A 16,239-nucleotide genomic window follows, 5' to 3' on the forward strand; every position below is an offset into this window, starting at 1 on the left:
GGTAGGCTAGGAGTGTGACTCCCGAAGAACTCTCCCTCGCAATATCCGCCTGCCTGAAAGACGCCGTTGCCGCCGGTGACATTGCCCTTGACGAGGCGGCAATACCGGACTCCGTCCTGGTGGAGCGACCGAAGAACCGGGAGCACGGCGACTGGGCGACCAACATCGCCCTGCAGCTGGCCAAGAAGGCCGGCACCAACCCGCGCGAATTCGCCACGCTGCTCAGCTCGCGGCTCAAGGACATCAACGGCGTCGACGGCGTGGAAATCGCCGGTCCAGGCTTCCTTAACATCACCGTTGACGCTGCCGCAGCCGGTGCGCTTGCCAAGGCCATCGTCGAGGCCGGCAAGGAGTACGGCACCAACAGCGCGCTCGCCGGCCACACGGTGAACATGGAGTTTGTGTCCGCCAACCCCACCGGCCCGCTGCACATCGGCCACACCCGCTGGGCGGCCCTGGGCGACTCGATAGCCAGGGTGCTGCGCGCCTCGGGTGCCGACGTCACCGCCGAGTACTACATCAACGACGCCGGCTCCCAGATGAACGTGTTCGCCAACTCGGTGCTGGCCCGCCTGCACGGCCGAGACGTGCCTGAGGGCGGCTACCCGGGCGAATACATCCGCGACCTCGGCCACGAGGTCCTGACCCGGCACCCGGACATCCGCGAACTGACCGATGCCGCAGCACTGCCCGTGATCCGGGCCGCTGCCTACGAGGCGCAGCTCAAGGACATCAAGGACACCCTGGCGGACTTCGGCGTCTCCTTCGACGTGTTCTTCTCCGAGCAGGAACTGCACGACGCCGGTGCGATCGAAAGTGCCGTTGCCCGCCTTCGCGAGCAGGGCCACGTGTTCGACGACGGCGGTGCCGTCTGGCTCCGCACCACCGACTTCGGTGACGACAAGGACCGCGTCATGATCCGCGCGAACGGCGAGCCGACGTACTTCGCCGCCGACGCCGCCTACTACCTCTCCAAGAAGGACCGCGGCTACACCGAAAAGATCTACCTCCTGGGAGCCGACCACCACGGCTACATCAACCGGCTCAAGGCCATCGCGGCCGCGGCCGGGGACGACCCCGAGGTCAACATCGAGGTCCTGATCGGCCAGCTGGTCTCCGTCAACGGCGCCAAGCTCTCCAAGCGGGCGGGCAACATCATCGAGCTCAAGGACCTGATCTCGTGGCTGGGCACGGACGCGGTGCGCTACTCGCTGGCACGCTTCCCGGCTGATTCGCCGCTCACCCTGGACCCCGAGTTGCTCAAGAAGCACTCCAACGAGAACCCCGTATTCTACGTGCAGTACGCCCACGCACGCTCCCGCGGAGCCGCCCGCAACGCCGTGGCTGCCGGTGTGGACCGGAGCGCTTTCGATGCCTCCCTGCTGGACCACGCTACGGAAAACGAACTGCTCTCCTACCTCGGCAGCTACCCCTCGGTGGTGGCCAAGGCTGCCGAACTCCGCGAGCCGCACCGGGTGGCGCGCCACCTTGAGCTCATCGCCGGTGCGTACCACCGCTGGTACGACGCCTGCCGGATCGCGCCCATGGGCGACGAGTCGGTTACCGATACCAACCGCACCAGGCTCTGGCTCAACGACGCCACCAGCCAGGTGCTCGCCAACGGGCTCGAACTGCTGGGCGTCTCGGCGCCGGAACGGATGTGATCAGGTTGGAAAGCACCAACACCGCCTCGCCGCTGGCTCCGGAGTGGCTCGCCGTCCCCGCCGACCTCAACGCCCTCCATACTCCGGTGTGGGCCGGCGGGGTGGAACGGAACGCGGGCGGCGAACTTGCCATTGACGGCATCCCGGTCAGCAGCCTCAAGGAGCAGTTCGGAACGCCCCTGTTCGTCATGAGCGAATCGGACTTCCGCGCCCGTGCCCGCGCCTTCAAGGATGCCTTCGATGAGGCTTTCGCCGACATCTGCGGGGGAGTGGACGTCTACTACGCGGGCAAGTCCTTCCTCTGCACCGCAGTCGCGACGTGGGTGGCCGAAGAAGGGTTGCGGCTGGACACCTGTTCCGGCGGCGAGCTCGCGGTGGCGGCCCGCGCCGGCATCGACGGTGCCAGCCTTTCGCTGCACGGCAACAACAAGTCCGACGCCGAGATCAGCCGGGCGCTGGACATGGACCTCGGCCGCATCGTGGTGGACAGCCTGGACGAGCTGGAGCGTGTGGCCAAAATCGCCTCCGGCCACGGCGCCAAAGCCAAGGTCATGCTGCGGCTGACGCCCGGCGTGCACGCCCACACCCACGAGTTCATCGCCACCGCCCACGAGGACCAGAAGTTCGGCCTCTCCATGGCCGGGGATTCCACCGACGAGGCAGGCCTGTCGGCCGCAGAAGAAGCCGTCGCCGCGGCAACGTCGTATGACAGCGTGGAACTGCTGGGCCTGCACTGCCACATCGGCTCGCAGATCTTCGAGCCGGACGGCTTTGCCCTCGCCGCGCAGAAGCTGCTGACGTTCCTGGCCGCAATGCAGGCGAAGTACTCCATCACCCTGCCCGAGCTCGACCTCGGCGGCGGGTACGGCATCGCCTACACCCCGGTGGACACGCCCCGCCCGGCAGCCGACATCGCGCAGGCGATGGCCGCCGTCGTCCGTTCCAAGTGCGCCGAACTGGGGATCACCGCACCCCGGATTTCCATCGAGCCCGGGCGTGCGATCGTCGGCAGCAGCACCTTCACGCTGTACGAGGTGGGCACGCTGAAAACCGTCCGCGTTGATGCCCCGGCCGCCGGCGACGGCGGAACTGGTGAAAATACGGCTGAAAACGTTACGCACCCGCGCCGCTATGTTTCAGTGGACGGCGGCATGAGCGACAACGCCCGTCCGGTGCTGTACGACGCGGATTATTCGGCCATTCTCGCCTCGCGGACCTCCGCGGCGGCCCCGCAGCTGTCCCGCGTAGTGGGCAAACATTGCGAGAGCGGAGACATAGTTGTTAGAGATGTATATCTGCCCGAGGACGTGGCAGCCGGTGATCTGCTCGCTGTACCGGGGACCGGCGCCTACTGCTGGGCCCTGTCAAGCAACTACAACTATCTGGCCCGGCCGGGCGTTGTCGCTGTGCGCGACGGATCTCCCCGGCTGATTGTCCGCGGGGAAACCGAAGAAGATCTGCTGAACCGCGACATGGGAGCCTGAATGACCGAATTGCGAACCCTGAAAGTGGCCCTGCTGGGCTGTGGCAACGTCGGGGCTCAGGTGGCGCGGATTCTGATTGACGACGCCGGTACCCTGGCGCCGCGCACCGGCGCCCGCCTGGAACTGGCCGGCATCGCCGTGCGGAACCTCGACGCGGAACGCGAGGTCGATCTCCCTCGCGACCTGTTCACCACCGACGGTGAAACCCTGGTCAAGGACGCCGACCTCGTGATCGAGCTGATGGGCGGCATCGAGCCTGCCCGCTCGCTGATCCTGTCCGCCATCCAGAACGGCGCCAGCGTCGTCACCGGCAACAAGGCCCTGCTGGCAGCCGACGGCCCGGCACTCTACGAAGAGGCGGACAAGGCCGGCGTCGAGCTGTCCTACGAAGCCGCCGTGGCAGGGGCCATCCCCATCCTGCGGCCCATCCGCGACAGCCTGTCCGGTGACCGCATCACCCGCGTGCTGGGCATCGTCAACGGCACCACCAACTTCATCCTGGACCAGATGGACTCCACCGGCGCGCAATTCGCCGACGCACTCGCCGAGGCACAGCGGCTCGGTTACGCCGAAGCTGATCCGACGGCCGACGTCGAGGGCCACGACGCCGCCGCCAAGGCCGCCATCCTGGCGTCCCTGTCCTTCCACACCCGCTTCGACCTGGAGAACGTCTACTGCGAGGGCATCACCCGCGTCAGCGCCGCCGACATCGCCGCCGCGAAGGACGCCGGCTTCGTCATCAAGCTGCTGGCCATCGCGGAAAAGCTCGCCGCCACCGGCACGGAAACAGGGGGCAACGAGGGCGTCTCCGTGCGTGTCCATCCCACGCTGCTTCCGCGCGAACACCCGCTCGCAGCCGTCCGCGGTGCATTCAACGCCGTCTTCGTCGAGGCCGAGAACGCCGGCGAGCTGATGTTCTACGGCCAGGGCGCCGGGGGAACCCCGACGGCGTCTGCCGTGCTGGGTGACCTCGTGTCCGCGGCCCGCCGCATTGTCCTGGGCGGACCGGGACGCATCGAGTCCACCACCGGCCACGTTCCGGCGCTGCCCATCGATGCCGCGACCACCAGCTATTACATCGGCCTGGACGTTGCCGACCAGCCCGGCGTGCTGGCGAAGATCGCCCAGCTGTTCGCCGAGCACGGCGTCTCGATCGAACTCATGCGCCAGACCATCCACCGCGATGCCGACTCCAACGTGGAATCGGCCGAGCTGCGGATCGTTACGCACCGCGCAAGCGAGGCTGCACTGGCAGCAACCGTCGAGGCCGTGAAGGGCCTGGACGTGATCAATTCAGTTACATCCGTACTGCGGGTAGAAGGAGCTTAAGTGGCTCACCAATGGCGCGGTGTCATCCGCGAATACGCTGACCGTTTGCCCGTAACCGAGGCAACCCGGGTCATCACCCTCGGCGAGGGCGGCACGCCCCTGGTCTACGCCCAAAAGCTCTCGGAGCTGACGGGCTCGGAGGTCTACCTCAAGGTCGAGGGCATGAACCCCACCGGCTCCTTCAAGGACCGCGGCATGACCATGGCCATGACGGCGGCTGTGGAGGCCGGTGCCAAGGCCGTGGTGTGCGCCTCCACCGGAAACACGTCCGCCTCGGCTGCGGCATACGCAACCGCCGCGGGGCTGACCTGTGCCGTGCTGGTGCCCGAAGGCAAGATCTCCATGGGCAAGCTGAGCCAGGCCATTGCCCACGGTGCCACGCTCCTGCAGGTCGACGGCAACTTCGACAACTGCCTGGACATCGCCCGCAAGCTGGGCGAGTCCTACCCGGTCTTCCTCGTGAACTCCGTGAACCCTGCCCGCATCCAGGGCCAGAAGACCGGCGCCTTCGAGATCGTCGACGCCCTGGGCGATGCCCCGGACATCCACGTGCTTCCTGTCGGCAACGCCGGAAACATCACGGCCTACTGGAAGGGGTACAAGGAGTACGCTGCCCCCTTCGAGTCCGAAACCGCCGGCACGCTGGCTCCCGTCTCCACCAAGACACCTGCCATGTGGGGCTTCCAGGCCGCCGGCGCCGCGCCGTTCGTCGCCGGCCACCCGATCACGGAACCGGACACCATCGCCACCGCCATCCGGATCGGCAACCCGGCCTCCTGGGACGGTGCCATCGCCGCCCGTGACGAATCCGGCGGGTTCATCGATTCCGTCACTGACGAGGAGATCCTCGCCGCACACCGCTGGCTGTCCTCCCGCGAGGGCGTCTTCGTGGAGCCCGGCTCTGCCGCCGGCGTCGCAGGCCTGCTCAAGAAGCACGCCGCAGGCGAGGTGCCCGCCGGCAAGACCATCGCCATCACCGTCACCGGCCACGGCCTCAAGGACCCGCAGTGGGCCCTCCGCAGCGAGGACGGCAGCGATGTGCAGCCCGTCAAGGTGCCGAACGACGTCGTGACCGTTGCTGCAGAACTGGGACTGGAAGACTAATAACCGTGGAAACCATGCTGCCGCAGACCGCCCAGCTGCCCGCCATCCAGGCCGGGCAGCAGGTGACGGTCCGCGTTCCGGCCACCAGCGCCAACCTCGGTCCCGGCTACGACAGCCTTGGACTGGCCCTCACGCTGCACGACACCCTCACCGTGGAAAGCCTGGACAGCGGTGAGCTGATCTTCGAACTCAGCGGTGAGGGGGCCGATTCCCTTCCGCGCGACGCCAGCCACCTGGTGGTCCGGGCGATGAACGCCGCCTTCGCGCGGCTGGGTTACCGGCACACCGGCCTGAAGATCACGGCAGAAAACGTCGTTCCGCACGGCCGTGGCCTGGGTTCGTCGGCATCCGCCGTGGTGGCAGCCGTGACGGCAGCCAACGCCCTTCTGCCGGCGGGGGAGCAGCAGGACAGGAACTGGATCCTGCAGCTGACCAGCGAGATGGAAGGCCACCCGGACAACGTCGCTCCGGCGATCTACGGCGGACTGGCGCTGTCGTGGCAGGACAGTGACCAGTACAGCACCACGTGCGCCACTGTCGACGCTGCCGTTATCCCGGTCGTGGCTGTTCCGGACTACGAACTCTCCACCGAGGCCGCCCGCGCCCTGCTGCCTGCGTCCATTGGCCATCACGCCGCGGCGATGAACTCCGGCCGCGCGGCGCTGCTGATCCATGCCCTCACCCAGAAGCCTGAATTCCTGCTCGCCGGGACCGAGGACTTCCTGCACCAGAGCTACCGTGCCGAGGCCATGCGGCCCAGCGCCAGCCTCATCAAGGCCCTGCGCGGAGCCGGCCACGCCGCCGTTGTCTCCGGTGCAGGACCCACGGTCATGGTCGTGGCAAATGGCGAGGCGGAAGCCGCCACAGTCCTGGAATTCATTGCCGCGTTCTCCGAGGCAAATACGCCGGATATCAACTGGCGTGTGATGAAGCTGGCAGTGGACGTTGAAGGTGCTAAAGTGGGAGTGCACCGGCGGTAACACCGCATGCAGTCTCCGCAGTCTCTACCGCATTTAGTGAATACCGCATTTACATTGATGCAGCCAGACGGCGATTCTGCAGTCGAGAGGGCCCTGCAGCCAAGAGACCGTGCAGTCAACGACCCCCAGGATGGCCTTTATCGGTCATCGGGTCAGAATCTGCTTCGATCTGCTGCTGCTGCTTCGATCTCTTATTGCGCGACTTCCTTCGGCGCCACCTGCTTGGCCTGGCCAGGAACCTACAGAGTGTTTGTGTTCCCTGAACCGCCAGTCCGCCGTCCCGCCAGCTATGCGGGGCGATTGAAGGTGATCAGTATCCGGCCCTGCTGGCCGAACTCCAACCGGCAAGGCCGACATCCCGGCTGCAGATCTGAACTGCAGCCCAGATCCAATCATCGCGTCCAGCTCACAGTCTGGACGCCGTCGAGGGGGAAGGATCCTTCGTGACCGAAACCACTGAGCTGTCACCAGCTGTGGACACTCCATCTTCTGCTTCCGGATCGTTGACGGAAGCACCCGCCAAGAGCAGCGGCCTTGCCGGCCTCAAGCTCGCCCAGTTGCAGGCCCTCGCCAGCCAGCTTGGCATCTCCGGCGGATCCCGCATGCGCAAGGGCGACCTGGTGGCGGCCATTTCCGCGCACCGTGCAGGTACGTCCGCCCCCGCCACCAAGGCACCGGCGCGGGCCGCAGCCAAGGGTGCTGAAGCCGCTCCGGCAGCTCCGGCCCCGGAAGCCGCTGCAGCAGCTGTGGCTCCGGAAGCCGCTGCGGCAGCCGAGGCGCCGGCCCAGGAAACCCGTGCGCGTGGCCGTGGCCGCAGCCGCCGGGCAGTGAGCGACGGCATCGTCGCCACACCCGCTGCGGAAGCCGCAGCACAGGCTGCTGCTGAGGCACCGGCAGCTGCTCCGGCCGCCGAAGCACGGCCCGCTGAAGCACCGGCTGCTGCCGAGGCACCCGTTGCCGCCCCGGCCGCTGAAGGCGCCGTCGCCGCCGAGGCAGAAGGTGCAGAACGCCGCCAGCCCCGGACCCGCAACCGCCGCCGCGGCGAAGCCGCCGCAGCTGCGCCCGCCGAGGCACCGGCCGCTCCTGCCGAAGCTGCTCCCGAAGCCCGTGGTGTTGAGGCCCGTGGCGGCGAAGCCCGCGGTGCCGAGGCCCGCGAGCAGGCCCCGGAAGGTGAAGCCGGCCAGCGCGAACGCCGGGAGACCCGCGGCCGCGGAGGCCGTGACGCCGGCGAGGCAGGCGGACGCGACAACCGCCGTGACGATAGCCGCGAGGGCGACGAAGACGGCGGCAGCCGCCGCAACCGGCGCAACCGCCGTGACCGGAACGACCGCAACGAACGGTCCGACAGCCGCGACGGCGGCCGCAACGACCGGTTCCGCGACCGCAACGACCGCCGCCGCGGACGCAGCCAGGGTCCCGACGTCGACGACGTTGAAATCACCGACGACGACGTCCTGCTGCCGGTGGCCGGCATCCTGGACGTCCTCGAGAACTACGCGTTCATCCGTACGTCCGGCTACCTCCCGGGCCCGAACGACGTCTATGTCTCCCTGGCCCAGGTCAAGAAGTACAACCTGCGCAAGGGCGACGCCGTGGTTGGCGCCATCCGTGCGCCGCGCGACGGCGAGGACCGCGGCCAGCAGTCCGCCCGCCAGAAGTTCAACGCACTGGTCCGCGTCACCTCGGTGAACGGCAAGACCGCCGAGGACCTCAAGGACCGCGTGGAGTTCGCCAAGCTGGTCCCGCTGTACCCGTCCGAGCGCCTGCGCCTCGAGACCGACCCCAAGAAGATCGGCCCCCGCGTCATCGACCTCGTGGCCCCGATCGGCAAGGGCCAGCGTGGCCTGATCGTCTCCCCGCCCAAGGCCGGCAAGACGCTCATCCTGCAGTCCATCGCCAACGCGATCACCACCAACAACCCTGAGGTCCACCTCATGATGGTGCTGGTTGACGAACGCCCCGAAGAAGTCACGGACATGCAGCGCACCGTCAAGGGCGAGGTCATTGCCTCCACCTTCGACCGTCCCGCCGACGACCACACCACCGTGGCCGAACTCTCCATCGAACGCGCCAAGCGCCTCGTGGAGATGGGCATGGACGTCGTGGTGCTCCTGGACTCCATGACCCGCCTGGGCCGCGCCTACAACCTGGCAGCACCGGCCTCCGGCCGCATCCTGTCCGGTGGTGTGGACTCCGCAGCGCTGTACCCGCCCAAGCGGTTCTTCGGCGCTGCCCGCAACATCGAAAACGGCGGCTCGCTGACCATCCTGGCAACGGCCCTCGTGGAAACCGGATCCAAGATGGACGAGGTCATTTTCGAAGAGTTCAAGGGCACCGGCAACATGGAGCTCCGCCTGTCCCGCCAGCTGGCAGACAAGCGCATCTTCCCCGCCGTGGACGTCAACGCCTCCGGCACGCGCCGCGAAGAGAACCTGCTCTCGGCCGAAGAGGTCAAGATCATGTGGAAGCTGCGCCGCGTACTCTCCGGCCTTGAGACCCAGCAGAGCCTGGAACTCCTGACCAACAAGATCCGCGAAACCCAGAGCAACGTCGAGTTCCTCATGCAGGTTCAGAAGACGACGCTTGGTGCGAAGTCGGATAACGACAAGTAGCGTCGCGTAACCGCTGGTTTCTGGCGGTTCCGCGCGCTGGCGCCGCACGGATTTTTCCGCCCCCGCCCCTACGCTGGGAGGCTTGCGATCTTCGATCGCGAGCCTCCCAGCTCCGGCAGGCCCGATGCCACTCCCGGGGCGGAAAAAATCCGTGCGGCTTCGTCGTTAACTCGCCACCCGCGGTCCATCACTAGACTTGGTTACAAGTCGAAAGAGGTTTTGAAAATGTTTGAGTCCGTACAGGGCCTGTTGGATGAGCATGATTCCATCCAGGCGCAGTTGGGGGATCCGGCTGTTTATGCTGACCAGAAGCTCGCCCGGAAGCTGGGGCGGCGGTCTGCACAGCTGAATGGCATTGTGGAGGCCTACCACAAGTGGGAAGGTCTCCGGGATGACCTTGCGGCTGCCAAGGAGATGGCTGCCGAGGACCCTGAGTTTGCTGCCGAGGTGCCTGAACTGGAGGAAGCCCTGGAGACGGCTGCGGCGCGGCTGCGGCGGCTGCTGATTCCGCGGGACCCGGACGATGCACGCAACGTGATCCTCGAGGTCAAGGGCGGCGAAGGCGGCGACGAGGCTGCCCTGTTCGCCGGCGACCTGCTGCGTATGTACACCCGCTACGCGGAGTCCCGGGGCTGGAAGACCGAGATCATCTCGGCCACCGAGTCCGACCTCGGCGGCTTCAAGGACGTCCAGGTGGCCGTCAAGGGCAGCTCCAATGATCCGGCCGAAGGCGTTTACGCACGGCTCAAGTTCGAGGGCGGTGTGCACCGTGTCCAGCGTGTGCCCGTGACTGAATCGCAGGGCCGCATCCACACGTCGGCCGCCGGCGTCCTGGTCCTGCCCGAGGTGGATGAGCCCGAAGAGCTCGAAATCAACCAGAACGACCTCAAGATTGACGTGTACCGTTCCTCGGGGCCTGGCGGCCAGTCCGTCAACACCACCGACTCCGCGGTCCGCATCACGCACCTCCCCACCGGAATCGTCGTGGCCATGCAGAACGAGAAGTCCCAGCTGCAGAACCGTGAAGCAGGCATGCGCGTCCTCCGCGCCCGTATCCTGGCCCACCAGCAGGAGCAGATCGACGCCGCCAACTCCGAGCAGCGGAAGTCCCAGATCCGCACCATGGACCGGTCCGAGCGCATCCGCACGTACAACTACCCGGAGAACCGGATCGCCGACCACCGCACCGGCTACAAGGCTTACAACCTTGACCAGGTCATGAACGGCGACCTCGAACCGGTCATCCAGTCCGCCATCGAGATGGACGAGCAGGCGCGGCTGGACGCCATCGGCGACTAGGAGCCCCCGGATACATGACGTCGGAGCACACTCCGGAGCCGGCTGAGCACAGCCAGCCTGCGCAGTCCCTGGCTGCCGCGGTCCGTGAGGCAACGGAACGCCTTACCGAGGCCGGTGTCCCCAGCCCCCGGGTGGATGCCGAACTCCTGGCGGACCACCTGCTGGGGGTTGGGTTGGGCCGGCTGCGGGCCATGTTGCTCGGCGATGCTCCCGCCCCGGCCGGCTACGCCGAACTCGTTGCCGAGCGGGCCACGCGCGTTCCGCTCCAGCACATCACCGGCGTCGCCCACTTCCGCTACCTTCAGCTCGCGGTGGGTCCCGGCGTCTTCATTCCCCGCCCGGAGACGGAAGCTGTGGTGCAGCTGGTCATCGACCGGCTGCGGGCACTGGAACGTGCCGGTGTGGTCCGCCCGAAGGTGGTGGACCTGGGAACCGGCTCCGGTGCGATTGCCGGTTCAATCGCGCACGAGGTGCCCGAGGCCGAGGTCTTCGCGGTGGAGTTCAGCGAATTCGCGCACGCCTGGGCGGCGAAGAACCTCCGCCCGCTCGGGGTCACCCTGCTGCTGGGGGACCTGCGAAACGCCCTGCCGGAACTCAACGGAACGTTCGACGTCGTGGTTTCCAACCCGCCGTACATTCCCGCCGAAGCGATCCCCAACGAACCGGAGGTGGCGCTCCATGACCCGCCGGAAGCGCTTTACGGCGGGGGAGCGGACGGTATGGAACTGCCGACGGCGGCGGCCGCCTCGGCGGCCCGCCTCCTGGTTCCCGGCGGCTACTTCGTGATGGAACACGCCGAGGTCCAGGCTGGCTGGATATCGACGATGCTGAACCGGACCGGGCTGTGGACCGACGTCACCACGCACTTTGACCTGAATGGCAAGGAACGTGCCACCAGCGCCGTCCTTGCTTTTCCGCCCGCGGAGTAATGAAAGAATGAGGCAGTGACCACTACGTACAACTGCACGGCCGACGACGAGCGGACCGCCGGTATCGCGCACGCACGGCGGGCGATCCTCGAGAAGAAATGCGTTGTCCTTCCCACGGACACCGTCTACGGAATTGCGGCCGACGCCTTTTCCCCGCAGGCGGTCACCATGCTGCTGGTTTCCAAGGGCCGCGGCCGGAACATGCCGCCACCGGTCCTGATTCCGCGGCTGAATGCGCTCGACGGGCTGGCCACCGACGTGTACCCGGATGCCCGCCAGTTGGCCGAGGCTTTTTGGCCCGGCGGACTGACCCTGATCTTCCATGCCCAGCCGTCGCTCGACTGGGACCTGGGCGAAACCAAGGGCACCGTTGCCCTTCGCATTCCGGACGATGAGGTGGCCATCGACCTGCTGACCGTCACCGGCCCCCTCGCCGTATCCTCGGCGAACCGGACGGGCCAGGCACCGGCACAGACAGCCTTTGAAGCACGTACCCAGCTCGCGGAGTCTGTCGAGGTGTACCTTGAGGCCGGCTTCCGCCCGGTCGAGGGAACGGACGCCACGCCGTCCACCATCGTGGATGCCACATCCCTGCCGCTGCGCGTGGTCCGGGAGGGGGCCATCAGCCTGGAACGGCTGCGCGAGGTGGTTCCCGGAATTCTCGATATCAACGGCAATGCAGCCGACGAGCCCGACGTGACGGTAATCGAGACTCAGGCCGTACCAGAAGCTGTGCAGGCCGACGCCGGCGAAAAGCCCGCAAGCGCCGAATGACGCTGCAGAGGCAACCCATACCGGTCCTCGGCGTGGATGCCACGCCCCTGGACGTCGAAGGACTGACCGCAGTCCTCAACGGATACCTGGCTGACGGCGCCACCAGGACCGTCGTCGGACACAATCTCCACAGCGTGACGCTGTTCCACTCCGAGCCGCAGTTCCGGAAGTTCTACGAGAACAGCGACGTTGTCCTTCTGGACGGCGCACCTGTCCTGTGGCTATGGGGGAGGGGCCGGCAAAAGGGTGGCAATGAAAAGCCAGGCTCCGGGACTCCAGGCTCGAAGACAACGCCCGTCATGGACTACCGGCTCGGTTCGACAGACTGGATTCCTGCCCTGGGCCGGCTGGACGGCCTCCACCGCATCGCCGTCATCGGCGCCGGGGCGGCCGCGAACGCCAAGGCCGTCGCGAAGCTGCGGGCCATCGTCCCGGGTGCCACGGTCTCCGGAATGCCGGGGGAGGACTGGAACCCGGAGCTGGAAGAGAAGGCTGCCGCGTGGCTTGCGGAACTCCAGCCGCAGCTGGTGCTGATCGGCCTCGGCATGCCGCTGCAGGAAGAGGTGCTGTGGCGCCGCCTGCCGGCGCTGCCGCCCGCAATCTACTGCGCGGTCGGGGGAGCGATTGAACAGATCGCCGGGATCCAGAAGCTGGCGCCCCGCTGGCTGGGCCGGCTGGGGCTGGAGTGGGCCTGGCGGCTGCTGCTGCATCCGCGCCGCGTGGCATACCGCGTGTTCGGCGAGCCGTGGGTCCTGCTGGCTCTCCTGGTGCGGCGCTGGCTGCGCGGGCAAGCCTAAGGAGACAGGACTGACGGGGCAGCCCCGGCGGGGCACCCCGCCCCGGATTAAAAGTTCTGGTCCTTCAGCGGTGCAAACCCCTTGCCCCGGAGCCCTGTGGAGAAGGCCCGGAACCAGTCCGCCAGTCCACGGAGATCGCCCCTGCGGAGGAAGTAGCCCAGGTAGCCGCCCACATCTGCCACCAGGGACTTGACCCGGAAGTGGCGGCGGATCAGGTACCCGCGGTTGCGGTAGTAGTAATAGCGCTTGAAGGCGCTCTCCGGGACGATAACGTGCCAGCGGGCGCCAAACACGTGCTTTGTTTCCGAAAACGCGTGCGGGTGCATGATCGCGGCCGTGGTGACAGTGCCGAACCGGATGCCGGCCTTGCGCAGCCGGATGGTGAAGTCCACCTCGTCGCCGCGGATGAAAAGCCGCATGTCCGGCAGGCCCACCTTGAAGAAGACGTCCGAGCGGATGAGCGCGCCGTTGAAGAAGTGCCCGTCGTGGGGCAGGAAGCCGACCTTCTCCAATGCGGCCCGGTCATGGGTGACCTTGCCGTCCAGGCGGAAGAAGAAGGAGAGCTGGTCGGGGTGGCCCGGGGCCACCACCAGGGGAACCACAGCCTCCAGGTCGCGCGCCTCCGCTTCGCGGATCAGCGTGGCCAGGCAGTCGGCGTCCGCCGGCTCGGCGTCGTCGTCCATCATCCAGACCCAGTCCGCGCCGCTGGCGACGGCCTTCAGGGCCGCGAGGGAGAAGCCTCCGGCGCCGCCAAGGTTGGCCTCGGAGCGGACGTAGTCCACGTTCGCATGCTGTGCCGCCACGTCCCTGGCAGGCTTCGTTCCGCTGTCAACGAGGCAGATGGTGGACACCGGGGCGGTCTGGCCATTGATGGCCTTCAGCAGGACTGCGAGCTCATCGGGGCGGTCAAACGTCACGGCGGCAACTGCGACCGACACTGGCATTGCGGGGATCCTTTCAGCACAGCCGTCGGCAAGTTTCCCGCCGGCATGAGGCCGTGTGACGCGAAGCGATGTACCCGTTGGCGTTAGTATCTTGACTAGAGTCCACTGTAATACAGCCCCGTCAGGCACTATGCACTGCCTGTCTGTGCGCATGGCGACGGAGAAGTTTCATTTATTGCTCAGATCCATACCTATCGAGCCCGCACGGTCCGCCCGGCCTGACCCCGAATCCGTATCCGTATAATCTGGTGGCCGCGCCATGATCATGTACCTGTCCATGATGCTCACAGCGGCGGTCGTCTCCTACGGGGCAACGTGGGGCGCGCGCCTGATCGGCAACCGGCTTGAGCTGTTCGCCCCGATCCGCAGCCGGGACATGCATTCAAGCCCGGTGTCGCGGCTCGGCGGGCTGGGTATCTTCGCGGGCGTCCTGGTGGCGCTGGCAGTGGCCAGCCAGTCCTTCTTCGTTAAGGACATCTTCCGGAACAACGGCGCTCCATGGGGCGTGCTGGCCGGCGCTGCCGTCATCGTGCTGGTGGGGGTGGCGGACGACCTTCTGGACCTCCGCTGGTGGATCAAGCTGATCGGGCAGGCTTTGGCCGCGCTCGTGGTGGCGGTCTGGGGCGTGCGCATGGCCATTATCCCGTTCGTTCCGGAGCCGATCCGCTTCGACTCGGACCCGGTAAACATCGCCCTCACCACCATCCTCATCGTGGTCACGATGAACGCGTTCAACTTCATTGACGGGCTGGACGGGCTGGCCGCCGGGGTGGCCATTATTGGCGGCTCCGCGTTCTTCCTGACCGCCTACTGGGTCCACCGGAACGCGCCCATCCTGGACCGTTCGGACCTCGCCACGCTGCTGACGGCAGTCCTCGTTGGCAGCTGCCTTGGCTTCCTGCCGCACAACTGGTTTCCGTCAAAGATCTTCATGGGCGATTCCGGCGCCATGCTGATAGGGCTGCTGATGGCGTCCGCCGGTGTGGTCTCAACGGGCCAGATCACCTCAGGCCTCTATGACCGGGTGAACGGTATCCCCACGATTGTCCCCATCCTGCTGCCGTTTGCTGTCCTGTTCCTGCCGCTGCTGGATCTTTGCCTCGCGGTGGTGCGCCGCACCGCCGTCGGCCGTTCACCCTGGTCAGCGGACCGCGGGCACTTGCACCACAAGCTGATGGACATCGGGTACTCCCACCGCACCGCGGTGATGCTGCTTTACCTGTGGGCGGCTGTGCTCTCTTTCGGCGGCCTCGCGTTCGCCGTCTACCCCTGGCAGGTGGTGCTCGCGGTGGTCATCGCTGCCACGCTGGTCATGGGACTTGTCACGGCATGGCCTTATCTAAGCCGCCGGGGCGAGAACAGCGGGGTGGGGCCAACACCGCAGTAGGGCCGCTTTTCGGAAAATTTCTATCTCATGTAGAATTCAGGTGCAGGCATTTCCTGCACCACTCCACCCTGCCCCGAAGATTGGGTTCGCATGACCTCCAACGCCGAGCCCGGACCTGCGTCCGGCAAAGGAACCGTTGGCGTCTCCGGGCCCACGCGGTCCCTCTGGCTGGGGCTGCTGGGACTCAGTTCCGCAGTCGCGGGCAGCGCCCTGGTCATCACCGGCGTGGTCGCTGCCATGCTGGATGGCTGGACCGGTGCTGTCTCCAGCGGTCTTGGTGGATTGCTGGTGGTTGTGTTCTTTGCAATCAGCCTGCTCATCGGACACTTTGTGGGGCGCAACAACCCCTCAGGCGCCATCGGACTGTTCGTGGCGACATACTTCGTCAAGGTCATCGGGTTCGCCGTGGTTCTTTTCGCCATCGGTGCCCCCGGCTGGCTGCACGGCCGCTGGTTCGTGCTTGGCGCCGTCGTGGCAGTAGTCACCTGGCAGGCAGCCGAGATCTATGGCTTTAGCAAGGCCCGGCTGCAGATCTACAACGACCCTGAACCTGACAAGGGGAGCACCGATGAATAAGCGCAATCCCCGTGGCAAAAACGGGTCCCAAACACCCGATCCGGCACCGGCTTCTGCCGCTGCATCCAACGAAAATTCCGACGGCGGCTACAACGCTGGCATCGCCGTCTTCAGCTACATAATTGGCGGAATCATCGTCTGGAGTTTGATAGGGTGGGGACTGGATTATCTGTGGGGAACCCGCTGGATTGTGCTCGCTGGTGCTCTTCTTGGAGCAGCGGGAGGGTTCTATCTGTCCCATATGCACGGCCTCACCAGTTCGAAAGATTCAGCTGGCGGGAAAAGTGCCGCCAGCGGCCCGTCCGAGGACGGGAACAGTAATGCCAAATAACTTCACGAGGGGGAGGGCAAGCATGACGC

The 16,239-nt window shown here is 66.6% G+C and carries 14 protein-coding genes; 13 read left to right on the plus strand and 1 reads right to left on the minus strand.

Features of this window, described 5'->3' with window-relative positions; genetic code table 11:
- Window positions 1-14 precede the first annotated feature (14 nt).
- From argS to BWQ92_RS18450, 10 genes are all read left to right on the plus strand, one after another.
- On the plus strand, window positions 15-1,664 hold the full coding sequence (gene argS, locus BWQ92_RS18405; RefSeq protein ID WP_076801940.1) for an arginine--tRNA ligase: 1,650 nt from the start codon (window positions 15-17) through the stop codon (window positions 1,662-1,664).
- On the plus strand, window positions 1,661-3,148 hold the full coding sequence (gene lysA / locus BWQ92_RS18410) for a diaminopimelate decarboxylase (protein ID WP_442856732.1): 1,488 nt from the start codon (window positions 1,661-1,663) through the stop codon (window positions 3,146-3,148). Before argS ends, lysA begins: the two co-directional genes overlap by 4 nt.
- Window positions 3,149-4,477: a homoserine dehydrogenase gene (locus tag BWQ92_RS18415; protein WP_076801943.1), complete on the plus strand. Its 1,329-nt coding sequence runs from the start codon at window positions 3,149-3,151 to the stop codon at window positions 4,475-4,477.
- A complete protein-coding gene (thrC, locus tag BWQ92_RS18420) occupies window positions 4,478-5,581 on the plus strand; it encodes a threonine synthase (protein WP_076801945.1) in 1,104 nt (367 codons plus the stop codon).
- A 14-nt stretch (window positions 5,582-5,595) separates the two neighbouring features.
- Window positions 5,596-6,561, plus strand: coding sequence for a homoserine kinase (gene thrB / locus BWQ92_RS18425; protein ID WP_076803820.1), 966 nt, complete (start codon window positions 5,596-5,598; stop codon window positions 6,559-6,561).
- Between the two features lie 443 nt (window positions 6,562-7,004).
- On the plus strand, window positions 7,005-9,173 hold the full coding sequence (rho, locus tag BWQ92_RS18430) for a transcription termination factor Rho (RefSeq protein WP_076801948.1): 2,169 nt from the start codon (window positions 7,005-7,007) through the stop codon (window positions 9,171-9,173).
- Between the two features lie 225 nt (window positions 9,174-9,398).
- On the plus strand, window positions 9,399-10,472 hold the full coding sequence (gene prfA, locus BWQ92_RS18435; RefSeq protein WP_076801951.1) for a peptide chain release factor 1: 1,074 nt from the start codon (window positions 9,399-9,401) through the stop codon (window positions 10,470-10,472).
- 14 nt (window positions 10,473-10,486) lie between these two features.
- Window positions 10,487-11,401, plus strand: a complete 915-nt coding sequence (gene prmC, locus BWQ92_RS18440) for a peptide chain release factor N(5)-glutamine methyltransferase (RefSeq protein ID WP_076801954.1) — start codon at window positions 10,487-10,489, stop codon at window positions 11,399-11,401.
- 15 nt (window positions 11,402-11,416) lie between these two features.
- Complete coding sequence (locus BWQ92_RS18445; protein WP_076801956.1) at window positions 11,417-12,175, plus strand: L-threonylcarbamoyladenylate synthase; 759 nt, start codon at window positions 11,417-11,419, stop codon at window positions 12,173-12,175.
- On the plus strand, window positions 12,172-12,972 hold the full coding sequence (locus BWQ92_RS18450; protein WP_076801958.1) for a WecB/TagA/CpsF family glycosyltransferase: 801 nt from the start codon (window positions 12,172-12,174) through the stop codon (window positions 12,970-12,972). The genes BWQ92_RS18445 and BWQ92_RS18450 overlap by 4 nt, the downstream gene beginning before the upstream one ends.
- A gap of 47 nt (window positions 12,973-13,019) precedes the next feature.
- Here BWQ92_RS18450 and BWQ92_RS18455 read toward each other — a convergent pair whose 3' ends face one another.
- Window positions 13,020-13,916, minus strand: coding sequence for a glycosyltransferase (locus tag BWQ92_RS18455; RefSeq protein ID WP_076801960.1), 897 nt, complete (start codon window positions 13,914-13,916; stop codon window positions 13,020-13,022).
- Window positions 13,917-14,175: 259 nt separating this feature from the next.
- Here BWQ92_RS18455 and BWQ92_RS18460 point away from each other — a divergent pair, with 259 nt between their 5' ends.
- The 3 genes from BWQ92_RS18460 to BWQ92_RS18470 all read left to right on the plus strand — a co-directional run bounded on the left by BWQ92_RS18460 (window position 14,176) and on the right by BWQ92_RS18470 (window position 16,210).
- Complete coding sequence (locus BWQ92_RS18460) at window positions 14,176-15,303, plus strand: MraY family glycosyltransferase (protein WP_076801963.1); 1,128 nt, start codon at window positions 14,176-14,178, stop codon at window positions 15,301-15,303.
- 90 nt (window positions 15,304-15,393) lie between these two features.
- Complete coding sequence (locus tag BWQ92_RS18465) at window positions 15,394-15,879, plus strand: hypothetical protein (protein WP_076801965.1); 486 nt, start codon at window positions 15,394-15,396, stop codon at window positions 15,877-15,879.
- Window positions 15,872-16,210 carry a hypothetical protein gene (locus tag BWQ92_RS18470; RefSeq protein ID WP_076801967.1) on the plus strand — a complete coding sequence of 113 codons (339 nt, stop codon included), beginning with the start codon at window positions 15,872-15,874 and terminating at the stop codon, window positions 16,208-16,210. The genes BWQ92_RS18465 and BWQ92_RS18470 overlap by 8 nt, the downstream gene beginning before the upstream one ends.
- Window positions 16,211-16,239: the final 29 nt, after the last annotated feature.

This window comes from Arthrobacter sp. QXT-31, assembly GCF_001969265.1.
In the GTDB taxonomy this organism is placed as follows: Bacteria; Actinomycetota; Actinomycetes; order Actinomycetales; family Micrococcaceae; genus Arthrobacter.